The organism is Actinokineospora guangxiensis (assembly GCF_042657845.1).
Lineage (GTDB): Bacteria > Actinomycetota > Actinomycetes > Mycobacteriales > Pseudonocardiaceae > Actinokineospora > Actinokineospora guangxiensis.
In genome coordinates, this window is sequence record NZ_JBHSKF010000003.1 from 220,920 (window position 1) to 242,275 (window position 21,356).

Consider the following 21,356-nt stretch of genomic DNA (forward strand, 5'->3'; position numbering starts at 1 on the left):
CGTGGCGGCGCACAGCGCGTGCGGCACAATCTCCCTGGTGATGACGCCGACTCCCGCACCCCAGGACGTGACCGACCCCGAGCTGCTCGCGGCCGTCGACCTCGCCCGCGCCGCGGCGCAGGAGGAGGCGGGCGACGAGGTGGGCGCGCACGTCGCCGTCACCGCGGAGGACGCGCACGCGGCCACGCACCTGTTCGATGCGGACAAGCCCGGCTACGCGGGCTGGCGCTGGGCGGTCACCGTGGCCCGCGCGCCCGGGTATCCGGTCACCGTCAGCGAGGTCGTGCTGCTGCCCGGCTCGGCCGCGCTGGTCGCGCCCGCCTGGGTGCCGTGGCAGGACCGGGTCCGCGCGGGCGACCTCGGCGTCGGCGACCTGCTGCCGACCGCGGCCGACGACTACCGCCTGGTGGCGGGCTACGCCGCCTCCGACGACCCCGCTGTCGAGGACCTGGCGCTGGAGGTCGGACTCGGCAGGAAGCGGGTGATGTCGCGCGAGGGCAGGCTGGACGCGGCCGACCGCTGGACGGGCGGGGAGTTCGGTCCCGGCGCCGACATGGCCCGCGGCGCGCCCGCCCACTGCGGCACCTGCGGCTTCTACCTGCCGGTCGCCGGCCTGCTCGGCGCGGCGTTCGGCGTCTGCGGCAACGAGATCGCCCCGGCCGACGCGCGGGTCGTGCACGCCGAGTACGGCTGCGGCGCGCACTCCGAGGCCGAGGTCGAGCAGATCTCCCCGGTCCTCGTCGCCGACCTGATCTACGACGACGCCCAGCTGGAGGTCTCGCAGCCCGAGCCGGAGGCCGACAGCGCCGCCGAGCCGGGGTCCGACAGCGCCGCCGAGCCCGAGCCCGCCGACTCCGCCGCCGCCGCGCTGGAGGCCCCCGACGCCGAGGCCGCCGAGCAGGCACCCGGCGCCGAAGGGTGAGCCGGGACCCGTTCGAGACCGCGGCCCTGCGCGCCTCGGTGCTGGCGGCGTGGATGTCCTCGCCGACGCGCTTCCGCGAGGACGCCAACGCCGAGGAGGACCTCTACCTCGGCGGCTACCGCGACCGCCTGCTGGTCGAGCTGGCCCAGAACGCCGCCGACGCCGCCGGGTCCGGCGGCACGCTGCGGGTCACCCTGGTCGACGGCGAGCTGCGCGCGGCCAACACCGGCAGGCCGCTGGACGCCCAGGGCGTGGCGGCGCTGTCGTCGCTGCGCGCCTCGGCCAAGCAGCGCGGGGTCGGCCAGTTCGGCCTCGGCTTCGCCGCGGTCCTCGCGGTGACCGACGCCCCGCGCGTGGTGTCGGAGACCGGCGGCGTCGCGTTCTCGGCCGCGGACACGACCTCGGCGATCGCCGACCACCCCGACCTGGCCGCGCGGGCCGCCGAGCGCGGCGGCCGGGTTCCGGTGCTGCGCCTGGTGTGGCCGACCGACGAGGCCCCGCCCGCCGGGTTCGCCACCGAGGTCCGCCTGCCGCTGCGCGCCGACGTCGACGGCGAGGCCCTGCTGGCCCGCTTCGCCGAGGAAGCCCCGGACCTGCTGCTGGCGCTGTCCTCGCTGTCCCGTGTCGAGATCGCGGGCACGGTGTGGGAGCGCACCGACGAGGACGACCGGCTCACCATCCACGGCCCCGGCGAGCCGCAGGCGTGGCTGGTGCACCGCGCCACCGGCGAGCTGTCGGCCGACGTGCTCGCCACGCTCGGCGTCGAGGCCCGCGAACGTCCTCAGTGGACTGTCACATGGGCGCTGCGGCTGGACGCCGACGGCGCGCCGCACCCGCTGGCCGAGGACGTCCTGCACGCCCCCACCCCGACCGACGAGCGCATGTCGCTGCCCGCGCGCCTGGTCGCCACCGTGCCGATCGAGCCCAGCCGCCGCCGCGCCCGGCTCGGCCCCGCCGCCGACGAGGTGCTCGCCGCCGCGGGCGCGGCCTACCCCGGCCTCATCGCCAAGCTGCCCGCCAAGCGCCGCACCGCCCTGGTGCCCCGCACCGGCTTCCCGCTGTCTGAAGTGGACGACAGGGTGCGCGGTCTGGTGCTGGCCGCGCTGCGCCGCGCCGAGTGGCTGCCCGCCGCCGGGTCCGGCTGGCTGACCCCGGCTCGCGCCCGCGTCCTCGACGTCGCCGCCCCCGGCCTGGCCGACCTGCTCGCCGAGGTCATCCCCGACCTGGCCGACGGCGCGCTCTCCGACCCGGCGCACGCGGGCGCGCTCTCCGCGCTGGACGTGCCGCGCCTGCGCCTGGCCGAGGCCGTCGCCGCGATCACCGGCACCTCGCACCCGCCCGCGTGGTGGCACCGCCTCTACACCGCGCTGGCCCCGGTCGCCGACGCCGACTCGACCGCGCGCGAGGAGCTGGGCGGCCTGCCCGTCCCGCTGGCCGACGGCCGCACCCTGCCCGGACCGCGCGGCGCGGTGCGCTACGACGGCGACCCCGAGCTGCTGGGCCTGCTCTCCCGCGCCGACGTCGGCGCGCTGCGGGTGGTGCACCCGGAGGCCGCGCACCCGATCCTCGATCGGCTCGGCGCGCGCACCGGCACCGCGGCCGACCTGCTCGACAGCCTCCAGGAGGCCGTCGAGCGCAGCGTGGACGACCACGAGTCCGGGATGGACGTCAGCGGGTTGGCCCCGGTCGTGCTGCGCCTGCTGCGCGACTCCGGCGCGCACCCGCGGCCGTGGCTGGGCGCGCTCGCGCTGCCCGACGCCGTCGGCGACCTGCGCCGCGCCGACGAGCTGGCCGTGCCCGGCTCGCCGCTGCTGGACGTGCTCGACCCGGACTCGCCCGTCGGCGTGCTCTCCGCCGAGGTCGCCGACGCCTGGCCCCGGCACGTGCTCACCGCCGCGGGCGTGCTCGACGCGTTCGCCGTGGTCGTGGACGAGAACCCGACCGGCCCCGACCACGACCTCGACGACGAGGCCGCCTGGTGGGACTCCTACCCGACCCCGCCCACCCGGCTGGTCGGCATCCGCGACCTCGACCTGGTCGCCGCCGACGCCTGGCCAACCGCGCTGCGCCTGCTGGCCACCGAGCCCGACACCTGGCGCGCGCTGGTCGACCCGATCGGCTACCCGGCCTGGTGGGTCGGGCGCCACGCCCGCCTGCACGGCGCCGCGCCCACGACCTGGCGCATGCCCGACGCCGACGCTCTGGCGGGCCTCTACGACCCGCTGCCCGACACCGGCATCGACCCGCGCATCCTCATCGCCGTCGGCGTGCGCACCGAGCTGGCCGTGCACACCGCCGAGGACGCCGAGGACCTGCTGCGCCGCCTGGCCGACCCCGAGCGCGACATCCCGCAGGGCGTCGTCCTGCGCGCCCACCGCGCCCTGGCCGACGCGGTCCGCGACGACCTCTTCGACGTCGAGGACGTGCACCCGCCCGAGGAGTTCCGCACCGTCGCCGGGCCGGTCACCGACGACTGCGCCGTGCTCGACGGCCCGTGGCTGCTCGCGGTGCTGGCCGAGGACGAGGTCATCTCGGCGGGCCCGGACGTCGCCGCCGCCGAGACCCTGGCCGACCTGCTCGACCTGCCGCTGGCCTCCGAGGAGGTCCTCGGCGAGCCGGTCTCGGCGGGCGAGCACGTGCCGTGGGCCGACCTCGGCGCCGTCGCCGCGGCCTGCGACCTGCTCGGCGAGGCCGTCCCGCCCGGCGGCGCGGTCGTGCACGACAAGCTCGTCGTGCGCACCGACGGCGGCGACCACCCGGTGTCCTGGTGGGTCACCGACGCCGGGGTCGCGCACTGCGCCGACACCCCGGAGGCGCTGGCCCGCGCCCTGGCCTGGACCACCGACCGCTGGGCCGAGCGGCACACCTTCACCGCGCTGATCGAGGACCCGGCGCTGTACCTGCGCTAGGCCCAGCGGCGCCGACCATTCGGCCGCATGCGGTGCTGACCTGCGCAATCAGCCGATTGTGTGCCTCCGGTCCAGGCCGGTAGGGATCACTCATGACCCAGAACCAGGCAGTCGATCCCGCGCTCGGCGAGCAGGCCCTCCCGGCTCGAAGGGCGGGGTTCGTCCACGGGCACTTCCCGCGCCACAAGGGCAGGGTGATCGCGGTCAGCGCGCTGATCGGGTTCCTGCTCACCGTGGTGTGGTCGGCGGAGTTCGTCGACCACGTCATCGGCGACAGCGTCGCCAACACCATCCTGGGCCACGACGCCAAGGCCACGCCGATCACCGGGGTCCTGGCGGGCACGCTGTTCGCGTTCGTCTCCGGGCTCGCGGGCACGTTCACCGCGTGCAACATCGCCGCCTTCGGCGCGGTGGCGCCGCTGCTCGGGGACAACGCAGGCCGCGGTGAACGGGTCCGCAGGGCGCTGCCGCCGCTGGGGTGGCTGTCGGCGGGCATGCTCGCCGTCTCGGTGGTCTACGGCGCGCTCGTCGGGCTGGTCGGCACCGGCATGCCGCAGTTCGCCACGACCAGGGTGCCCGGGACCATCCCCGGTTTCCTGGTGCAGTCGATGGTCGTCTACGGCCTGATCGGCCTGTTCATGCTCTGGCTGGGCCTCGCCGCGGCCGGGGTCGCCCGCGACCCCCTCGGCCCGCTCACCCGCCGGTGGCCGAACGCCCCGATGGTCGTCATGGGCGTGCTGATCGGCCTGTTCCTGGTCGGCAGGCCCTACCCGCTGTTCCGCCAGATGTTCCGCGACGCCGCCGAGAGCGGCAACCCGCTCTACGGGGCGGCCGCCTTCAGCCTCCAGTCCATCGGCAACATCATCGTGCTCGCCGTGCTGTTCCTGGCGCTGACGTACTTCCTCGGCGCGCGGATGCAGCGCTGGCTGTCGGCCGAGCCGACCAGGACCGCCAAGATCACTGCGGTGTCGCTGGTCAGCGCCGGGGTCTTCCTGGTCCTGTACTGGGACGTCCGGCTGCTGCAGTTCCTCGACCTGATCTCCTGGTACCCGGTGGCCCCGTGGACCTGACCGGGCTCAGTCGACCTTCTGGGCGCCCCGGCTGCCGCGCGCGGCGGCGTGGCGCTGCCAGGCGATGACCCCGGCGCCTAGGATTCCCAAGCCCGCTCCGGCGACCGACGTCCACAGCCACACCGCGGAGGTGGCGTTGTAGCCGTAGTGGGCGATGGCCAGCGCGAGGGCCGCCACCAGCCAGACCCCGGTGCCGACGTGGACGATCGGCGCGAGCGCCAGCAGCCGGGGCGGCAGCGGCGGCGGTGGGCGCAACGGAGCGGCTGGTGCGGGCCCGACTGGTTCAGACACAGCTGGGAGGCTACGGCAATGGCGGACGAGGCAGCGGGGACCACCGGCGGCGGTGCCGACCAGAGTGCCGACCGGGACACCGCCCGGGACACCGACCGGGGCGCGGATCAGGGCAACGGCGGAGCGGTGGCGGCGGGCGCCGCGGGCCGGTCGGGGCTCGACCGGTTCTTCAAGATCTCCGAGCGCGGGTCGACCGTCGGGCGCGAGGTGCGCGGCGGGCTGGTCACGTTCGTGACGATGGCCTACATCGTCGTGCTGAACCCGCTGATCATCGGCAGCTTCGCCGCCGACGACACCGGCGCGCACACCGACCTCTTCGGCGGCATCCTGCCCGTCGACCAGGTGGCCGCGGCGACGGCGCTGGTGGCCGGGGCCATCACCATCCTGTTCGGCCTGGTCGCCAACTTCCCGTTCGCGCTGGCCACCGGCCTGGGCATCAACACCCTGGTCGCGGTGTCCATCGCCCCGCAGATGACCTGGCCGGAAGCCATGGGCCTGGTGGTGGTCAACGGCATCGTGGTGCTGCTGCTGGTCGTCACCGGCGTGCGCACGGCGGTGTTCAACGCCGTCCCGGCCGCGCTCAAGTCGGCGATCGCGGTCGGCATCGGCTTGTTCATCGCGCTGATCGGCCTGGTCGACGCCGGGTTCGTGCGGCGCGTCCCGGACGCGGCGGGCACCACCGTGCCGGTGGGCCTGGGCATCGACGGCTCGATCGCGTCCTGGCCGACGCTGGTGTTCGTCGTCGGGCTGGTGCTGACCTCGATCCTGGTGGCCAAGCGGGTCAAGGGCGCCATCCTCATCGGCGTCGCCGTCGGGACCGTCCTGGCCATCGCCATCGAGGCCCTGGTCAACGCGGGCCCCTCGCTGGGCGTCAATCCCAAGGGCTGGAACCTGGGCTACCCGGCGCTGCCCGAGCAGGTCTTCGGCATCCCCGACCTGTCCCTGCTCGGCGAGGTCTCCTTCGGCGCGTGGTGGCGGGTGCCCGCGCTGACCGCGGCACTGCTGGTGTTCACCCTGGTGCTGACCGACTTCTTCGACACCATCGGCACGATGACCGGTCTGGGCAGGGAAGCCGGGCTCGTGGACAAGGACGGCAAGCTCCCCAACACCGGCAAGGCGCTGTTCGTCGACAGCCTCGGCGCGGTCGCCGGCGGTGCGGCGTCGACCAGCTCGAACACCGTCTACATCGAGTCCGCCTCCGGCATCGCCGAGGGCGCGCGCACCGGCCTGGCCAACGTGGTGACCGGCCTGCTGTTCCTGGCCGCGATGTTCTTCACCCCGCTCTACCAGGTGGTGCCGATCGAGGCCGCCGCCCCCGCGCTGGTGGTCGTCGGCGCGCTGATGATGGCCCAGATCCGCGAGATCGACTTCAGCGACTTCACCATCGCGCTGCCCGCGTTCCTGACCATCGTGGTCATGCCGTTCACCTACTCGATCGCCAACGGCATCGGCGCGGGCTTCGTCAGCTATGTCGTGCTGCGCCTGGTCACCGGGCGCGCCCGGGGCCTGCACCCGCTGATGTGGATCGTGTCGGCGGCCTTCGTCGTCTACTTCGCGATGGGTCCGATTCAGGCGTTGTGACCTGATCGACCGTGGCCCCGGGCCGTTTAGTGAGGTATGCTAACGATCGTGTCCGCGGAGCAATCGTCCCTCACCGGCAAGTTGCGGCTCGCCGTCGTGCGGCTCAATCGGAGGCTCCGCGCCCAGCGCACCACCGAGAGCGTCTCGCTGACCCAGATCTCGGCCCTGTCGTGCCTGCACAAGTGCGGGCCGCTGACCCCGGGCGAGCTGGCGGCGAAGGAAGGCGTGCAGCCCCCGTCCATGACGCGGGTGATCGCGGCGCTGGAGGACATGGGCTACGTCTCGCGGCGGCCGCACCCCAGCGACGGCAGGCAGGCGATCGTCGCGCTGACCGAGATCGGCCTCGTCCACATCAAGGGCGAGATCACCGCGCGCGAGGCGTGGCTGGACCGGCGGCTCAACGAGCTCGACGACGAGGAACGGGAGATCCTGGACCGCGCCGCCGAGATCATCGACAGGATGGCAGGTAAAGCGGACTAGTGACGGCGGAAGCGGGAATCAGGCAGCAGCAGTCCAAGGCCACCCCCGCACAGCCGCCGCCCAGTCCGCCGATTCCGTCTACTCAGGACGGGATGTTCTCGTCCCTGCGCGTGCGCAACTACCGCATCTTCGCCGGGGGCGCGCTGCTGTCCAACACCGGCACCTGGATGCAGCGCATCGCCCAGGACTGGCTGGTCCTTGTCCTCACCGACAACAACCCCGTCGCCCTCGGCATCGCCGCGGCGCTGCAGTTCCTGCCGACGCTGCTGCTGTCGCTGTGGGCGGGCGTGCTCGCCGACCGGATGGACAAGCGCAAGCTGCTGATCGCCGTGCAGACGGGCATGGCGCTGAGCGCGGTCGTGCTCGGCGTGCTGGACGTGACCGGCGCCGTGCAGCTCTGGCACGTGTACGTGCTGTGCGCGGTGCTCGGCGCGTTCTCCGCGGTCGAGGTGCCGGTGCGGCAGTCGTTCGTGGTGGAGATCGTCGGGCGCGGGCAGCTGACCAACGCCGTGGCGCTCAACTCGACCAACTTCAACCTCGCCAGGATCGTCGGCCCGGCCATCGCCGGCGTGATGATCACCCTGATCGGCACCGGCTGGCTGTTCCTGGCCAACGCGGTGCTGACCGGCGCGGTCATCGCGGGCCTGATCGCCATGCGGGTCGGCGAGCTGCGGCCGTCGCCGAGGGTCAAGGCGCGCCGGGGCCAGCTGGTGGAGGGCCTGCGCTACGTGCGCGGACGCCCGGACATCCTCACCGTGATGGTGATGGTGTTCTTCGTCAGCACGTTCGGCATGACGTTCTTCGTGACCCTCGCCGTCGCCGCCGCAAACGTTTTCCACCAGGATGCCAGCGGCTACGGCCTGCTCTCCACGATGCTGGCCGTCGGCACCCTGTGCGGTGCGCTGCTGGCCGCGCGGCGCAGCTCCAAGGGGCAGCCGAGGACGCGGCTGCTGCTCGGCTCGGCGCTCGCGTTCGGGGTGCTCCAGGTCGCGCTGGGCCTGCTGCCCTCCTACGGGCTGTTCGCCGTCGGCCTGATCCCGGTCGGCTTCGCGCTGATGACCTTCATGACCGCGGCGAACTCGACGGTGCAGCTCGCGGCGGCCCCGGAGATGCGCGGGCGGGTCATGGGCCTCTACATGCTGGTCTTCGTCGGCGGCAACCCGCTGGGCGCGCCGATGACGGGCTGGCTCGCCGACGAGTTCGGCGGGCGCTCGCCGTTCATCGTCGGCGGCGCGGTCGCCGCGCTGACCGCCATCGTCTGCGGCCTGGTGCTCGTGCGCCGAGGCGGCGTGCGCCTCTCGCCCGCCAACTGGACGCGGCTGCGCGTCCTGCGCCGCGACGGCGTCAAGCGCGTGCGCTGAAACCCCTGGTCGCGGCGGACCCCTCCCGGTGCGGGAGGGGTCCGCCGCGCGTTCGGGGGCGAGTGGTGCGCGTCACCCGATCGTGGGGCTTGCGAGGGGAATGAAGTAAGGCTAACCTAAGTCTTGTCCGCTTCGTGGTGGGAGCGGCAGTCAGTTCGGGAACCGAATGGCCCCCGCTTCCCAGCGTCCGGAAGCGGGGGCCATTCATATCCGGCAGGGGGGCTTGTCGGAGCATCCCCGCCGAAGTCCTGTGCGCTACGCCTTCGGGGCGGGCGGGCGCAGGCCGTTCTCGCCCGCGCGGGCCGCCTCGAACCGGGCGGTCACGTCGGCCCAGTTCACGATGTTCCAGAGCTTGTCGATGTAGTCGGTCTTCACGTTCTTGTACTGCAGGTAGTACGCGTGCTCCCAGGTGTCGAACACCAGCAGCGGCGTGGTCGCGATCGACAGGTTCGAGTGGTGGTCCTTGAGCTGCTGGGTGACCAGCCGCGAGCCGATCGGGTCCCAGGCCAGCACACCCCAGCCGGAGCCCTGGATCGTCCCGGAGACGGCGTTCATCTGCGCGCGCAGGCCGTCGAAGGAGCCGAAGTGCTCGTCGACGGCCGCCGCCAGCTCGCCGGTCGGCTTGTCGCCGCCGTCCGGGCTGAGGTTCTTCCACCAGATCGCGTGCAGGGTGTGCCCGGCGAGGTTGAACGCCAGGGACGTCTCCAGGCCGACGATCGAGCCGAAGTCGCCCTTGTCCCGGGCGGCGTCGATCTTCTCCAGCGTGTCGTTGGTGCCCTTGACGTACGCGGCGTGGTGCTTGCTGTGGTGCAGCTCGTTGATATCGCCGATGATCACCGGCTCAAGCTGGCCGTAGTCGTAGTCGAGGTCGGGCAGGACGTACGGGGCCACGCGCTCTCTCCTCGTGGTGGTGCCAGGCAGTCGCTACTGCAATTCTCTGGCAACAGTACTCCGGCCCGGCCCGGGGCACCCGTCAGAGGGACGGCCAGGTGTGCACCGGCTCCCCGGACTCGCTCAGCTCGACGTAGGCGCGCATCATCGAGGTCAGCGCCGCCTCCCGGTCCAGGCCGCTCGCCTCCAGGGTGGCCACCGACTCCCGCTGCCACGACGAGCCGGTGCGCCGGGCCAGGCAGCGCCGCTCGATGATGCCCAGGTAGCGCTCGCGGGCGGAGTCGGCGACCCCGCAGTCGGCCAGTCCCTCGTGCGCCATGGGCAGGAGTTTGCGCAGCACCAGTTCATCCGGCGGGACCCAGCCCGCCCCCGGCCAGTACAGCTGGCTGCCGAAGGCGTGCCGAGCGCCCGCGTGCAGGTTCTCCTCGGCCGCCTGGAACGACATCTGCGTCCACAGTGGATAGTCCTGTGTGGCCAGTGCGCGCTGGGCTCCGTAGAAGAACGCGGCGTTGGCGACCATGTCGGCCACCGTCGGGCCCGCGGGCAGGACCCGGTTCTCCACGCGCAGGTGCGGCACGTCGTCGCTGATGTCGTAGACCGGGCGGTTCCAGCGCCAGATCGTGCCGTTGTGCAGGCGCAGCTCGCTCAGCCGCGGCGGGCGCCCGCGGTCGAGGGCCTCCAGCGGGTCCTCGTCGTCGAGTTCGGGCAGCAGGCCGGGGAAGTAGCGCACGTTCTCCTCGAACAGGTCGAAGATCGAGGTGATCCACCGCTCGCCGAACCACACCCTCGGCCGCACGCCCTGGTTCTTCAGCTCCTCGGGCCGGGTGTCGGTCGCCTGCAGGAACAGCGGGATGCGCGTCTCGTGCCAGAGCGCCTTGCGCAGCAGGAACGGCGAGTTCGCCGCGATCGCGACCTGCACCCCCGCCAGGCACTGCGCGGCGTTCCAGTTGGCCGCGAACTGCTCGGGAGCCACCTGCAGGTGCAGCTGCGTGGACGTGCACGCCGCCTCGGCCAGGATCGAGTCCTGCATCTTGCGCAGCTTCTCGGCACGGCGGCCGGGCAGCGGGGTGCCCTCCATGTTCAGCACCAGCTCCTCGCCGCGTGCGGCGAAGATCTGGTCGTTGAGCCTGCGGTAGCGCGCCTTCTGCGTCAGCCACCGGATGTCCATGTGCTCCGGGCGCAGCGTCGGCAGCGTGCCGATGATCACCAGCCGGGCGCCCGCGTCGCGCGCCTTGGCCGAGGCGCCCGCCAGCGAGTCGGTCAGCTCGTCCTCCAGCTCGATGGACTGCGTCCCGCCCAGTGGACGCGGCCGCACGTTCAGCTCCAGGTTGTGCTGGCCCAGTTCGAGGGTGTAGCAGGGGTCATCGATCTTCTCCAGGACCGTGGAGTTGAGCATTGCCGGACCGAGCCCGTCGTCGACGAGGTTGAGTTCGATCTCCATCCCCATCTGCGGCGGCGCCGCGTCGAAGCCGCCCTCGGTCAGCATCCGGCCCAGCGCGTCGAGGCACCGGCGCATCTTCGCCCGGTAGCGCTGCCTGTCGAGACCGTCGGATGCGATGACCACGTTCTGCCCCATGACACGCCCTCCCGTCCATCCGGCTCGTCAGCCGGAACATGCGCGGGAGGCCAACGTTGGCATAGGGCGGACTTGCTTGCTAGCGCCCAAATTGGTGCCGTGCGTTATCCCGGGGTAACGCAGCGCAAGCGCCGGGGACGCCTGGGCGCGCCCGCTATGGCGTGCGACACTGCGCGGGTGGCGCAGGTGATCGACGTGGCGGACCCGGCAGATCCGCGGCTGGACGACTTCCGCGACCTCACCACCGCCGACCGCAGGCCGGACCGGCCCGGTGGCCGCGGTCTGGTGATCGCCGAGGGCGTGGTGGTCGTGCAGCGCCTGCTCGCCTCCCGCTACCCGGTCCGCGCCCTGCTCGGCGTCCCGCGCCGCATCGAGGCCCTGGCCCCCGACCTCGCCGACCACGACATCCCGGCCTACGCCGTCCCCGCCGAGGTGATGGCCGAGACCGTCGGTTTCCACCTCAACCGCGGCGTCCTCGCCGCCGCCGACCGCGCCGCCCCCGCGCCGGTGCCGGACCTGCTGGCCACCGCGCGGACCGTCGTGGTCCTGGAGGGCGTCGGCGACCACGAGAACCTGGGCGCGCTGTTCCGCAACGCCGCCGCCCTGGGCGTCGACGCCGTCCTGCTCGGCCCCGGCTGCAGCGACCCCCTGTACCGCCGCAGCGTCCGCGTCTCCATGGGCCACGTCCTCGCCGTCCCCTTCGCCCCCCTCGACCCGTGGCCCGGCGGCCTGGACCTGCTGCGCGCGGCGGGCTTCCGCGTCCTGGCGATGACCCCCCGCCCCGACGCGGTACCGCTGTCCGAGCTGGCCCGCGGCGGCGACCGGGTGGCCCTGCTCCTCGGCTCGGAAGGCCCCGGCCTCACCGAGGAGGCCATCGCCGCCGCCGACACCCCCGTCCGCATCCCCATGACCCGGGCGGTCGACTCCCTCAACGTGGCGACCGCCGCCGCGGTCGCGTTCTACGCCCTCACCGAAGGAGCCCCCGGTGGAACTGCGCGCCAGCGATGAGCGCCCCGTCCTCGTCACCGAGAACGGCGACATCGACCCCGACACCCTCCCGCTGGACCCCGCCCTCACCGAAGACCTCAACGAATGGGCCCGCGTAGCCACCGCCGTCTCCCGAGCCGCCGACCCCACCGCCGCCCCCGTCGTCTCCCGCCGGGGCCGCCAACTGGCCCTGCGCCTGGCCGACGCCACCACAACCCCGATCACCTACGTCGATCCCCTGACCGGCGAGGCATCGGTGGTCAATCCCACCTCCCCCCTCCTCGTGGCCGACGCCGAACCAGAGCAGACCCCCGACCCCACCGAGCCCACCGAGCCCACACCGTGGGGCACCGGCCTCCTGGTAGCCGCCTTCGCCTTCACCCTCGTCGTCTTCGCCATCGGCACCCTCGCCGCCACCCTGAACGAGAACTCCCCCCTCCTGGCCATCGGCGCCAACGTCGTCGTCACCGGCGGCCTACTCCCCTCGGTCTGGCTAGCCCGAGGCGTCCCGATCTGGCGCTGGGTGGCCTTCGGCGTGGGCGCGGGCATCGCGGCAGGGTGGGTCGCCCTGCCGTTCGTGATCTTCAGCTAGATCGCGGTTTTGTCGCCACCCTCGCCACCCCATCGGACCGGCCACCAGCGCCACGGACCGACGGACCCATCACACCAACGAATCGCGCCACCGCGAGTGCAACGCGGCGAACCGCCCAGACTCGGCGATCAGCTCAGCAGGCGACCCGTCCTCCACCACCCTCCCATCATCAATCACCAACACCCGATCAGCGATCAACACCGTCGACAGCCGGTGCGCGATGATCAACGCCGTCCGATCGGCCAGCACGGACTCCAACGCCCCCTGCACCGCCCGCTCAGTAGGAATGTCCAAACTAGACGTAGCCTCGTCCAGCACCAGCACCGACGGATCAGCCAGGAACGCCCGCGCGAAAGCCACCATCTGCCGCTGCCCGGCAGACAGCCGCCCCCCACGCTTGCGCACGTCAGTCCCATAACCCTCGGGCAACCGCGAGATGAACTCGTGCGCCCCCACGGCCCCAGCGGCCGACTCGATCTCTGAACGACTCGCCCCAGGCCGCCCGAGCGCGATGTTGTCGGCCACCGACCCGGAGAACAGGAAGTTCTCCTGCGTCACCATCACCACCGCCGCCCGCAGCGCCGAGTCGGAAAGCTCCCGCAGGTCCACCCCGTCAAGCCGCACGGAACCGGAACTCGGGTCGTAGAACCGCGCCACCAGCTTCGCCAGGGTCGACTTCCCCGCCCCCGTCGGCCCCACCAGCGCCACCGTCTGCCCCGCCGGAATGGCCAGGTCGAACTCGGGCAGCACCACCGGCCCGTCCGCCGAGTACCGGAACGCCACCCGGGAGAAGGTCACCGCGCGTCCGCGGTCGGAGGCGGGGAGGTCCACCGGTGACTCCGGTTCGCGCACGTCGGGCTGTTCCTCCAGCAGGCCGGAGATCTTCTCCAGCGCCGCCGTCGCCGAGGAGTAGGCGTTGGCGAACATCGCCATCTCGTCCAGCGGGTCGTAGAAGCGCCGCAGGTAGAGCAGGAACGCCGTGAGCACGCCCAGCTCCAGTCCGCCGCCGACCACCCGCCAGGCCCCGATCAGCAGCACCGCGGCCAGGCTGATGTTGCCGACCATGCGCACCGTCATGGTGAACACGGCCACCACGTCCAGCGCCCTGCGGTTGGCGTCGCGGAAGCTGCCGTTGAGGCCGCTCATGATCGACTCGTTGCGCTGCTCGCGCCGGAACGCCTGCACCGCGCGCATGCCGTTCATCGTCTCCACGAACTGCACGATGATCTTGGCGATCGCCCCGCGGGTGCCGCGGTAGGCGGCGTTGGAGTTGCGGAAGAACCAGCGCGCCGCCAGCACCAGCGGGATGAAGCCCGCCAGCACGAACACCCCCAGCGGCGGGTCGAGCACCACCAGCAGCACGGCGATGCCCGTCACCGACAGCGCCGCGGAGAGCAGGCCGTCGACGCCGTTGTCGAGCAGGTCGTCCAGGGAGTCGACGTCGCTGGTCAGCCGGGAGATGACCTTGCCGGAGGTGTAGTTCTCGTGGAAGGACAGCGACAGCCGCTGCGCGTGCCGGAAGATGCGCTGCCGCAGGTCGAGCAGCACGTCCTGGCCGATGCGCCCGACCAGCCGCAGGAACAGGTAGCGCAGGCCGGAGGACAGCAGGCTCGCGACGAGGTAGCCGCCGACGCACCAGGCCAGCGTGGACGGGTCGCCGCCGACGGCGGCGGGGATGCCGCTGTCGATGGCGATGGCGATGATCAGCGGCCCGGCCAGCGACGCGGCGTTCTCGGCGACCACCAGCGCCAGCGCCAGGGCGACCATGCGCGAGTGCGGCCGCAGCAGCGAGCCCAGCAGGGCCCGCGAGCGGCGCTGCAGGCGCAGGGTGGCCCGCTGGGTCAGGGTCTCGGTGTCCTCGGCGGCGACGCCGCGCCACTCCTCTTCGGCGGTGCTCATACCCTCGTCCGTTCCGAGTCCGCGCCCGCGTCATCCAGAGTGGACAGCAGGGTGCGGTAGGCGGTGTTGGTGGCCAGCAGCTCGCTGTGCGTGCCGACGGCGGTGATGCGGCCGTCGTCGAGCAGGGCGACCCGGTCGGCCAGCTGCACGGTGCTCGGCCGATGGGCCACGACCAGCGCGGTCACGCCGGAGAGCACGCTGCGCAGCGCGTGTTCGACCTCGGCCTCGGTCTGCACGTCCAGCGCCGAGAGCGGGTCGTCGAGGACGAGCACCTTCGGCTTGCCGACTACCGCGCGGGCCAGCGCCAGGCGCTGCCGCTGGCCGCCGGAGAGCGACAGGCCCTGCTCGCCGATGCGGGTGTCCAGGCCCCAGGGCAGCGCGTCCACGAACTCCTCGGCCTGCGCGACCCGCAGCGCGGTGCGCACGTCCTCCATCGAGGCCTCCGGCGCGCCGAGGCGCACGTTCTCGGCGACGCTGGCCGAGAACAGCACGGCGTCCTCGAACGCGGTGGCGACGGCCGCCCGCAGCTCCTCCAGCCGCAGGTCGCGCACGTCGACGCCGTCGACGGTGACCCGGCCGCCGGTGACGTCGGCCAGCCGCGCTACCAGCGCGGTCAGCGTCGTCTTGCCGCAGCCGGTCGGGCCGACCAGGGCGACGGTCTCGCCCGGCCGGACCTCCAGGTCGACGCCGGAGAGCACCTCGCCGCCGCGCTCGCCGCCCGTGGCGGGGTAGGCGAAGCGCACGTCCTCGAAGCGCAGCAGGCCCGCGCCATCGGCGGGCAGGCGCTGGGGCTCGGCCGGGTCGGTGATGGTGACCTCGGCGTCGCGGACCTCCCAGTAGCGCTCGGCGGCGGTCGCCGTCTGGTTGGTCTCGGCGAGCAGCCAGCCGATGGAGTCCACCGGCCAACGCAGGTAGGTGGCGATCGTGACCCCGGCGACCAGCGTCCCGATGGTCATCGTGCCGTTGGCGATGCCGAACGTGCCGACCAGCAGCTGCAGCGCGATGCCCAGCTCGGGCAGCATGATGATCGAGCCCCACAGCAGCGCCAGCACCCGGACCTTGGCCAGCTCGGTGCCGCGCAGCTCGCGCGCCTCGGCGGCGAAGCGGCGGGCCAGCTCGGGCCCGCGGCCGAACGCCTTGAGCACCCGGATGCCCAGCGCCGACTCCTCGACGGTGGTGGCCAGGTCGCCCTCCTGGTCCTGCGAGCGGCGGGAGAGCACCGAGTAGCGGGACTCGAAGACCGTGCTGATCGCGATCAGCGGCAGCGAGCAGGCCAGGGTGATCGCGCCGATCACCGGGTCGAGGAAGAACAGCACCCCGAGGCCGATGACCATCGTCAGCGAGTTGACCACGAGGAAGATGCCCGCGAAGGCGATGAACCGGCGGATCGTGGACAGGTCCGAGACCGCGCGGGAGAGCAGCTGGCCGGACTGCCACTGGTCGTGGAAGGCGATCGGCAGCCGGTGCAGGTGCGCGTAGAGGTCGGCCCGCAGATCGGCCTCGACGGCGGTGCTCGGCCCGGCGATGAGCTTGCGCCGCGTGAAGAACAGCAGCGCCTCGGTCGCCCCGAGCACGGCGACGGCGACCACCGGCCAGAGCAGCCCCGGCGCGTCCCCCTCGGCGACCGGCCCGTCGAGGATGCGCTGGATCACCAGCGGGATCGCCAGACCGCACATCATCGAGACGAGCACAGCAGCACCGGACCCGATGACCCGGCCCCGCACCGGCCGCAGGTACGGCCCGAGCCGGACGATGTGCCGCAGGCCACCGCGCTTCGGATCGCTCTCCAGGTCGTTCAAGGCACCCCCAGGACAGGTCGGCGACCGACGCTACGCCGCCCGCCGACGAACGTCATCCGAGTTTCGGACCTGCACCGCGGTAGAGGTCAAGCCCCCGCCACGAAGATCCACTGTGGACTTGGCAAGCCGCGCTAAACTGACCCCATGACGCGACCGGAGCCGGTGCGGTTCCTGCGCACCGAACCCACCATGGCCTACCCGGAGGGCCGCCTCCTCGCCCTGCGCGACGCCCAGCTGCACGTCCTGGCCCCCGACGGCTGGACCCGCCTCGGCCGCGGCAGGCCCGCAGGCGCCACCTGGCTCACCCACGAGGACGCCGAAGACTGGCTGGAACGCGAAGGCTGGCCCCCCACCCTCCTCGACACCGTCCCCCGAGCCTGACCGTTCTGCCCGCTGCCAGTCCGCTCGCCCCTGGGGGCGGTGCCGGCCGTGCGCTTGCCCCCACCTGCCCGCGAGCAGGAGAGATGGAAGAGCCAGGCGGCCAGGGGCGAGGGCGGAGAGGCTCTTTGCCACCAAAGCAATGCTCCACCCCATCGGACCCACCCCAACGCCACGGAACCCGTCTGATCACACCGCGTTCCCTTCCGGCACCCCCCGTGCCATCGTGGATTGGTCCAGACCATGGGAGCCCCGATGCGCGGAACCACAGTGCCCCCCGGCACCCCCTGCGAACCCACCAACGACCTACCCATGCACCGCCTGGAAACCCCCACCACCCTCCCCTTCGCGATCGGCACCTTCGACACCATCGGCCCCCTGTCCCGCGCCGACTTCCCCCACCGCCACACCTTCCACGAGATCGTGTACCTCACCGGCGGCCAAGGAGCCCACGTAGTCGACCTGACGCGAGCGGAACTGCGCCCGCCGCACCTGTGCGTCATCGAAGCCGGGCAAGTGCACCACTGGGACGCCAGCGGCCTGGCCGGGCACGTGCTGCTCTTCACCGACGACTTCCTCGACCACCCCGGCGACGCCGCCCTCCTGCGCGCCCTGTCGGCCCACCCCGGCCTGCCCCTCGACGAGCAGGCACACGCCGCCACCGCGGGCCTCGTCGCCGAGCTGCACCGTGAGTACGTCACCCGCGCCGAGGACACCGACTCGGTGCTGCGCGCCCTGCTGCACGTGCTGCTCGTGCGCGCCGCGCGGATCGGCGCACCGCGGGGGCCGTCCCGGCCGGGAGCCGTCGCCGAGGAGTTCGCCCGGCTGCGCAGCCGGGCGCCGCTGTGGTCGGTCGCCGCGTACGCCGGGCGCATCGGGGTCACGCCGGGGCACCTGACGCAGGCGGTCAAGTCGGCCACCGGGCGGCCGGCGTCGCAGCTGGTCAGGGAGGCCAGGGTGCGGGAGGCGAAGCGGCTGCTGGCGGGCACCCGGCTCACCGTGCGCCAGGTCGCCGCGCGCGTCGGGTTCGCCGACCCCGCCTACTTCTGCCGGTTCTTCCGGCGCGAGACCGGGGTGAGCCCCGGTGCCTTCCGGGCTGGGAACGGCAACCACGGTTTTCACCACGACGGCCGCGATTAGTCCATCGTCGGCGGGCGCGGCGGCTTCGTAGTTTCGGGGGAGTCCCGAACAAGGAGCCCTGATGGAAGAGGACCGCAACCTCAGCCGCAAGACCGTCCTGCGCGCCGCGCTGGCCGCGGGCGTCGCGGTGCCCGCGGCGTTCGTCGCCGCGCCCGCCCTGGCCAGGACCCGGGCGGACGGACCGGCCCTGGAGCCGACCCCGATGTGCGACGACGGCGACGACCCGACCCCGCCGCAGATGGAGGGCCCGTACTTCAAGCCGAACTCCCCGCAGCGCACGTCGATGGTCGGCGACGGACCCGGCACCCGGCTGACCGTCTCCGGCTACGTCTTCGGCCTTGCCTGCCAGCCCCTCTCCGGCGTCCTGCTGGACTTCTGGCAGGCCGACACCAACGGCGCCTACGACAACGTGCGCTTCCGCTTCCGCGGCCACCAGTTCACCACCGCCCAGGGCGCGTTCTCCCTGACCACGATCGTCCCCGGCCTCTACCCGGGCCGCACCCGCCACATCCACGTCAAGGCCCAGGCCCCCGGCCGCCCCGTCCTCACCACCCAGCTCTACTTCCCCGGCGAACCCCGCAACAACACCGACTCCCTCTACGACCCCCGCCTGCTGATGACCGTCCGCAACGCGGGCGGTGGCCGCGAAGCCGCCTTCGACTTCGTCCTCAACGTCCCCGGCGCCCCCGGCACCACCACGACCCGCCCGACCACCACCACGACCTCCCCCGGCGGCGGCACCTGGACCCCCGGCACCACCTACCCGGTGGGCTCCCGCGTCACCTACGGCGGCCGCGGCTACGTCTGCCTCCAGGCCCACACCGCCCACGCGGGCTGGGAGCCCCCCAACGTCCCCGCCCTCTGGCGCGCCGAGTAGCGGGTTGTCCACAGCCCGCCATCCGAGCCTGCCCCGTCCCCGCGCGCCCGGATAACCTGGCGGCGGGGGGCCGGATGTCCGCCCTGCCCACCTCCGCGAACAGGAGAACGCCCGCCGAGACCGTGGTCTCGGCGGGCGTTCGTCGTCTGCTCAGCCGCGGTTGGAGCGGGTGCCCAGGAGCACGTCCTCCCACGACGGCACGATCGGCCGGGCCTTCTTGCCCTTGCCGCGCCGGGGCGGCTCGGACTTGCGGGCAGGCTCATCGATCAGGGCGGCCTGGTCGGGGCTCTCCTGGTCGGCGGGCCCCGTCAGCTCGAAGTCCTCGACGAAGTCCTGCTGGGTGCGGGCCGCGGGCTCGGCCGCCGGGTCCCCGGGCACGACCACAGCAGGATCGACCACAGCGGGCTCGACCGCGGCCTGCTCCACCACAGCGGGCTCGACCGCGGCCTGCTCCACCACGGCGGGCTCGACCACGGCGGGCTCAACAGGCTCGACCACGGCCGACGCCACCCCAGCGGGTTCGACAGCGGGCTCGACCACCGCGGTGGGCACCGGCGCGACCGGCGGCGCGAAGTCGCCCAGCTCCAGCGGCGAGGCGTCCAGCGCGGCGGGCTCCGGGCGGGCGGGCAGCAGCGCCGGATCGATGTTCAGCGCCGCCTGCGCCAGCTCGGTGACCGGCCGCACCGTGCGCAGCGGCCGGGAGGGCTGGGGGTCCAGCAGGTCGTGGGCGTGCTCGTCCAGCGGGGTGACGGTGCCGCCGCGCGCGCCGGGGTGGAAGGCCCAGTGCGCGCGGTTGACCGAGCGGCCCGCCGTCCAGCACAGCTGGACGGTCCACTTGCCGTCCTCGCCGCGCCAGGAGTCCCACTCGGCCACGGCGTAGTCCTGCCCGCGCAGAGTGAACGCGTGCAGGCAGATCTCGCCGAGGGTCTGCAGGTCGGGGCCGTCCTCGCGGACGGGGTGGGCGCGCTGGGCCAGCTCCGCGGTGCGCGAGCGCTCCAGCAGGACCGGGTAGGCGAACCGCTCGACCTTGGCGGTGGGCAGCCCGGCCGCCTCGGAGACCTGCTCGACGGACTCGCCCGCGCGGATGCGGGCCTGGATCTCACGAGGACGCATCTGGCTCTCCAGCTCGATCTCGATCTGGCCGAGTCGGGTGACGTCCCCGCGGGCCGCGGCCCGCAGCCGCTCGTCGGCGGGAAGGCTGAAGCGCTCACCGCGCGCCGGGTCCTCGCAGATGACGGTCTTGCCGCCATCAGCGAGTCCGACGACCCGCAGCGCGCGCATCGCGAACCTCCCGTACGACGTGAGCAGACATCACTCGTCAGCGTCCCACGGTAAATCGGCGAAGTGGCCTGACGCGCTAGGCGCGCCGCGATCCCCGTGACATCACCTTGTGATCTTGCCGTATCCGACGCCCCGCCCGCATCCCCTATCGGGGGAGGTGGGTCACCCCAGGCGCTCGACCACCCAGTCGATGGCCTTGGTGAGGGTGGTCACATCGGCGGGGTCGATGGCCGGGAACATGGCGACCCGCAGCTGGTTGCGGCCCAGCTTGCGGTAGGGCTCCACGTCGACGACCCCGTTGGCCCGCAGCGCCTTGGCCACGGCGACGGCGTCCACCGAGTCGGCGAAGTCGACGGTGCCGACGACCTGGGAGCGGTGGGCCGGGTCGGCCACGTACGGAGAGGTGTAGGAGGTCTTCTCCGCCCAAGAGTAGAGCCGGTCGGAGGAGTCCTTGGTGCGCGCGACGGTCCAGTCCAGGCCGCCGTTCGCCAGCATCCAGTCGATCTGCTCGGCGAGCAGGAACAGCGTGGCGACCGACGGGGTGTTGTAGGTCTGGTCCTTGACCGAGTTGTCCAGGGCCACCGGCAGCGACAGGAACTCCGGAACCCAGCGGTCGGAGGCGCCGATCTCGCCGACGCGCTCCAGCGCGGCCGGGCTCATCAGCGCCAGCCACAGGCCGCCGTCGGAGGCGAAGGACTTCTGCGGGGCGAAGTAGTAGACGTCGAAGTCCTCGGCCTTGACCGGCAGGCCGCCCGCGCCCGAGGTGGCGTCGATGGCGACCAGCGCGCCGTCGGAGCCCGCGGGCCGCGACACCGGCACCGCCACGCCGGTGGAGGTCTCGTTGTGCGCCCAGCCGACCAGGTCGGCGCCCTCGGCGTAGGCGATCTCCGGGGCGCCGCCCGGGTCGGCCGAGACGACGATCGGGTCGGCCAGGAACGGCGCGCCCTTGGTCACCTTCGCGAACTTCGCGGAGAACTCGCCGTAGGTGAAGTGCTGCGAGCGCTCGCGCACCAGGCCGAACGCGGCGGCGTCCCAGAACGCGGTGGTGCCGCCGTTGCCCAGCACGACCTCGTAGCCATCAGGCAGCGAGAACAGCTCGCGCAGGCCGGAGCGCACGCGGCCGACCAGCGACTTCACCGGCTTCTGGCGGTGCGAGGTGCCCAGCAGCTCCGCGCCCGCCGAAGCCAGCGCGGCGACCTGCTCGGGGCGGACCTTCGACGGGCCGCAGCCGAAGCGGCCGTCGGACGGGCGCAGCTCGGCGGGCAGCTGCAGCGTGCTCGGGTCGGCGGTCTGGGTCATCTGGTGCGCCTTTCGCATGCGTC

The 21,356-nt window shown here is 73.1% G+C and carries 18 protein-coding genes; 11 read left to right on the top strand and 7 right to left on the bottom strand.

Annotation, left to right across the window (positions count from 1 at the left end; all coding sequences use genetic code 11):
- Positions 1 to 40: 40 nt before the first annotated feature.
- The 3 genes from ACFPM7_RS07900 (at position 41) to ACFPM7_RS07910 (ending at position 4,901) form a co-directional block, all read left to right on the top strand.
- On the top strand, positions 41 to 922 hold the full coding sequence (locus ACFPM7_RS07900; protein WP_378246313.1) for a DUF3027 domain-containing protein: 882 nt from the start codon (positions 41 to 43) through the stop codon (positions 920 to 922).
- Positions 919 to 3,831 (top strand): sacsin N-terminal ATP-binding-like domain-containing protein, encoded by a 2,913-nt coding sequence (locus tag ACFPM7_RS07905; protein ID WP_378245454.1) that lies wholly within the window; start codon positions 919 to 921, stop codon positions 3,829 to 3,831. Before ACFPM7_RS07900 ends, ACFPM7_RS07905 begins: the two co-directional genes overlap by 4 nt.
- Before the next feature lie 92 nt (positions 3,832 to 3,923).
- Positions 3,924 to 4,901, top strand: a complete 978-nt coding sequence (locus ACFPM7_RS07910) for a hypothetical protein (protein ID WP_378245456.1) — start codon at positions 3,924 to 3,926, stop codon at positions 4,899 to 4,901.
- 6 nt (positions 4,902 to 4,907) lie between these two features.
- Here the strand turns inward: ACFPM7_RS07910 and ACFPM7_RS07915 are convergent, their stop codons facing one another.
- Positions 4,908 to 5,192, bottom strand: coding sequence for a DUF2530 domain-containing protein (locus tag ACFPM7_RS07915; protein WP_378245458.1), 285 nt, complete (start codon positions 5,190 to 5,192; stop codon positions 4,908 to 4,910).
- Positions 5,193 to 5,210: 18 nt separating this feature from the next.
- Here ACFPM7_RS07915 and ACFPM7_RS07920 point away from each other — a divergent pair, with 18 nt between their 5' ends.
- From ACFPM7_RS07920 to ACFPM7_RS07930, 3 genes are all read left to right on the top strand, one after another.
- Positions 5,211 to 6,773: an NCS2 family permease gene (locus tag ACFPM7_RS07920; protein WP_378245460.1), complete on the top strand. Its 1,563-nt coding sequence runs from the start codon at positions 5,211 to 5,213 to the stop codon at positions 6,771 to 6,773.
- Between the two features lie 48 nt (positions 6,774 to 6,821).
- Entirely contained in the window at positions 6,822 to 7,253 is a 432-nt protein-coding gene (locus tag ACFPM7_RS07925; RefSeq protein WP_378245462.1) for a MarR family winged helix-turn-helix transcriptional regulator, read from the top strand.
- 92 nt (positions 7,254 to 7,345) lie between these two features.
- Positions 7,346 to 8,614 carry an MFS transporter gene (locus ACFPM7_RS07930; protein WP_378245464.1) on the top strand — a complete coding sequence of 423 codons (1,269 nt, stop codon included), beginning with the start codon at positions 7,346 to 7,348 and terminating at the stop codon, positions 8,612 to 8,614.
- Positions 8,615 to 8,869: 255 nt separating this feature from the next.
- On the opposite strand, the gene ACFPM7_RS07935 is transcribed toward ACFPM7_RS07930, so the two are convergent.
- A complete protein-coding gene (locus ACFPM7_RS07935; RefSeq protein WP_378245466.1) occupies positions 8,870 to 9,505 on the bottom strand; it encodes a superoxide dismutase in 636 nt (211 codons plus the stop codon).
- Positions 9,506 to 9,587: 82 nt separating this feature from the next.
- Positions 9,588 to 11,081, bottom strand: coding sequence for a glutamate-cysteine ligase family protein (locus ACFPM7_RS07940; protein WP_378245468.1), 1,494 nt, complete (start codon positions 11,079 to 11,081; stop codon positions 9,588 to 9,590).
- A gap of 156 nt (positions 11,082 to 11,237) precedes the next feature.
- On the opposite strand from ACFPM7_RS07940, the gene ACFPM7_RS07945 reads away from it, so the two are divergent.
- Positions 11,238 to 12,089: a TrmH family RNA methyltransferase gene (locus tag ACFPM7_RS07945; protein ID WP_378245470.1), complete on the top strand. Its 852-nt coding sequence runs from the start codon at positions 11,238 to 11,240 to the stop codon at positions 12,087 to 12,089.
- Complete coding sequence (locus ACFPM7_RS07950; protein WP_378245472.1) at positions 12,067 to 12,660, top strand: DUF2537 domain-containing protein; 594 nt, start codon at positions 12,067 to 12,069, stop codon at positions 12,658 to 12,660. Before ACFPM7_RS07945 ends, ACFPM7_RS07950 begins: the two co-directional genes overlap by 23 nt.
- 69 nt (positions 12,661 to 12,729) lie before the next feature.
- Here the strand turns inward: ACFPM7_RS07950 and ACFPM7_RS07955 are convergent, their stop codons facing one another.
- Together ACFPM7_RS07955 and ACFPM7_RS07960 are read right to left on the bottom strand one after the other, a co-directional pair.
- The gene (locus tag ACFPM7_RS07955; protein ID WP_378245474.1) at positions 12,730 to 14,559 is read right to left on the bottom strand and encodes an ABC transporter ATP-binding protein; all 1,830 of its coding nucleotides are present in this window, start codon (positions 14,557 to 14,559) and stop codon (positions 12,730 to 12,732) included.
- Positions 14,556 to 16,358, bottom strand: a complete 1,803-nt coding sequence (locus ACFPM7_RS07960) for an ABC transporter ATP-binding protein (protein WP_378245476.1) — start codon at positions 16,356 to 16,358, stop codon at positions 14,556 to 14,558. Before ACFPM7_RS07960 ends, ACFPM7_RS07955 begins: the two co-directional genes overlap by 4 nt.
- Positions 16,359 to 16,502: 144 nt before the next feature.
- Between ACFPM7_RS07960 and ACFPM7_RS07965 the strand changes: the two genes are divergently transcribed.
- From ACFPM7_RS07965 to ACFPM7_RS07975, 3 genes are all read left to right on the top strand, one after another.
- The gene (locus ACFPM7_RS07965; protein ID WP_378245478.1) at positions 16,503 to 16,739 is read left to right on the top strand and encodes a hypothetical protein; all 237 of its coding nucleotides are present in this window, start codon (positions 16,503 to 16,505) and stop codon (positions 16,737 to 16,739) included.
- 309 nt (positions 16,740 to 17,048) lie between these two features.
- Positions 17,049 to 17,876 (top strand): helix-turn-helix transcriptional regulator, encoded by an 828-nt coding sequence (locus ACFPM7_RS07970; RefSeq protein WP_378245480.1) that lies wholly within the window; start codon positions 17,049 to 17,051, stop codon positions 17,874 to 17,876.
- Positions 17,877 to 17,937: 61 nt separating this feature from the next.
- Positions 17,938 to 18,753, top strand: a complete 816-nt coding sequence (locus ACFPM7_RS07975) for a dioxygenase family protein (protein WP_378245482.1) — start codon at positions 17,938 to 17,940, stop codon at positions 18,751 to 18,753.
- Positions 18,754 to 18,903: 150 nt separating this feature from the next.
- On the opposite strand, the gene sepH is transcribed toward ACFPM7_RS07975, so the two are convergent.
- Positions 18,904 to 20,034: a septation protein SepH gene (gene sepH / locus ACFPM7_RS07980; RefSeq protein WP_378245484.1), complete on the bottom strand. Its 1,131-nt coding sequence runs from the start codon at positions 20,032 to 20,034 to the stop codon at positions 18,904 to 18,906.
- Between the two features lie 162 nt (positions 20,035 to 20,196).
- Entirely contained in the window at positions 20,197 to 21,333 is a 1,137-nt protein-coding gene (gene serC, locus ACFPM7_RS07985) for a phosphoserine transaminase (protein ID WP_378246315.1), read from the bottom strand.
- Positions 21,334 to 21,356: the final 23 nt, after the last annotated feature.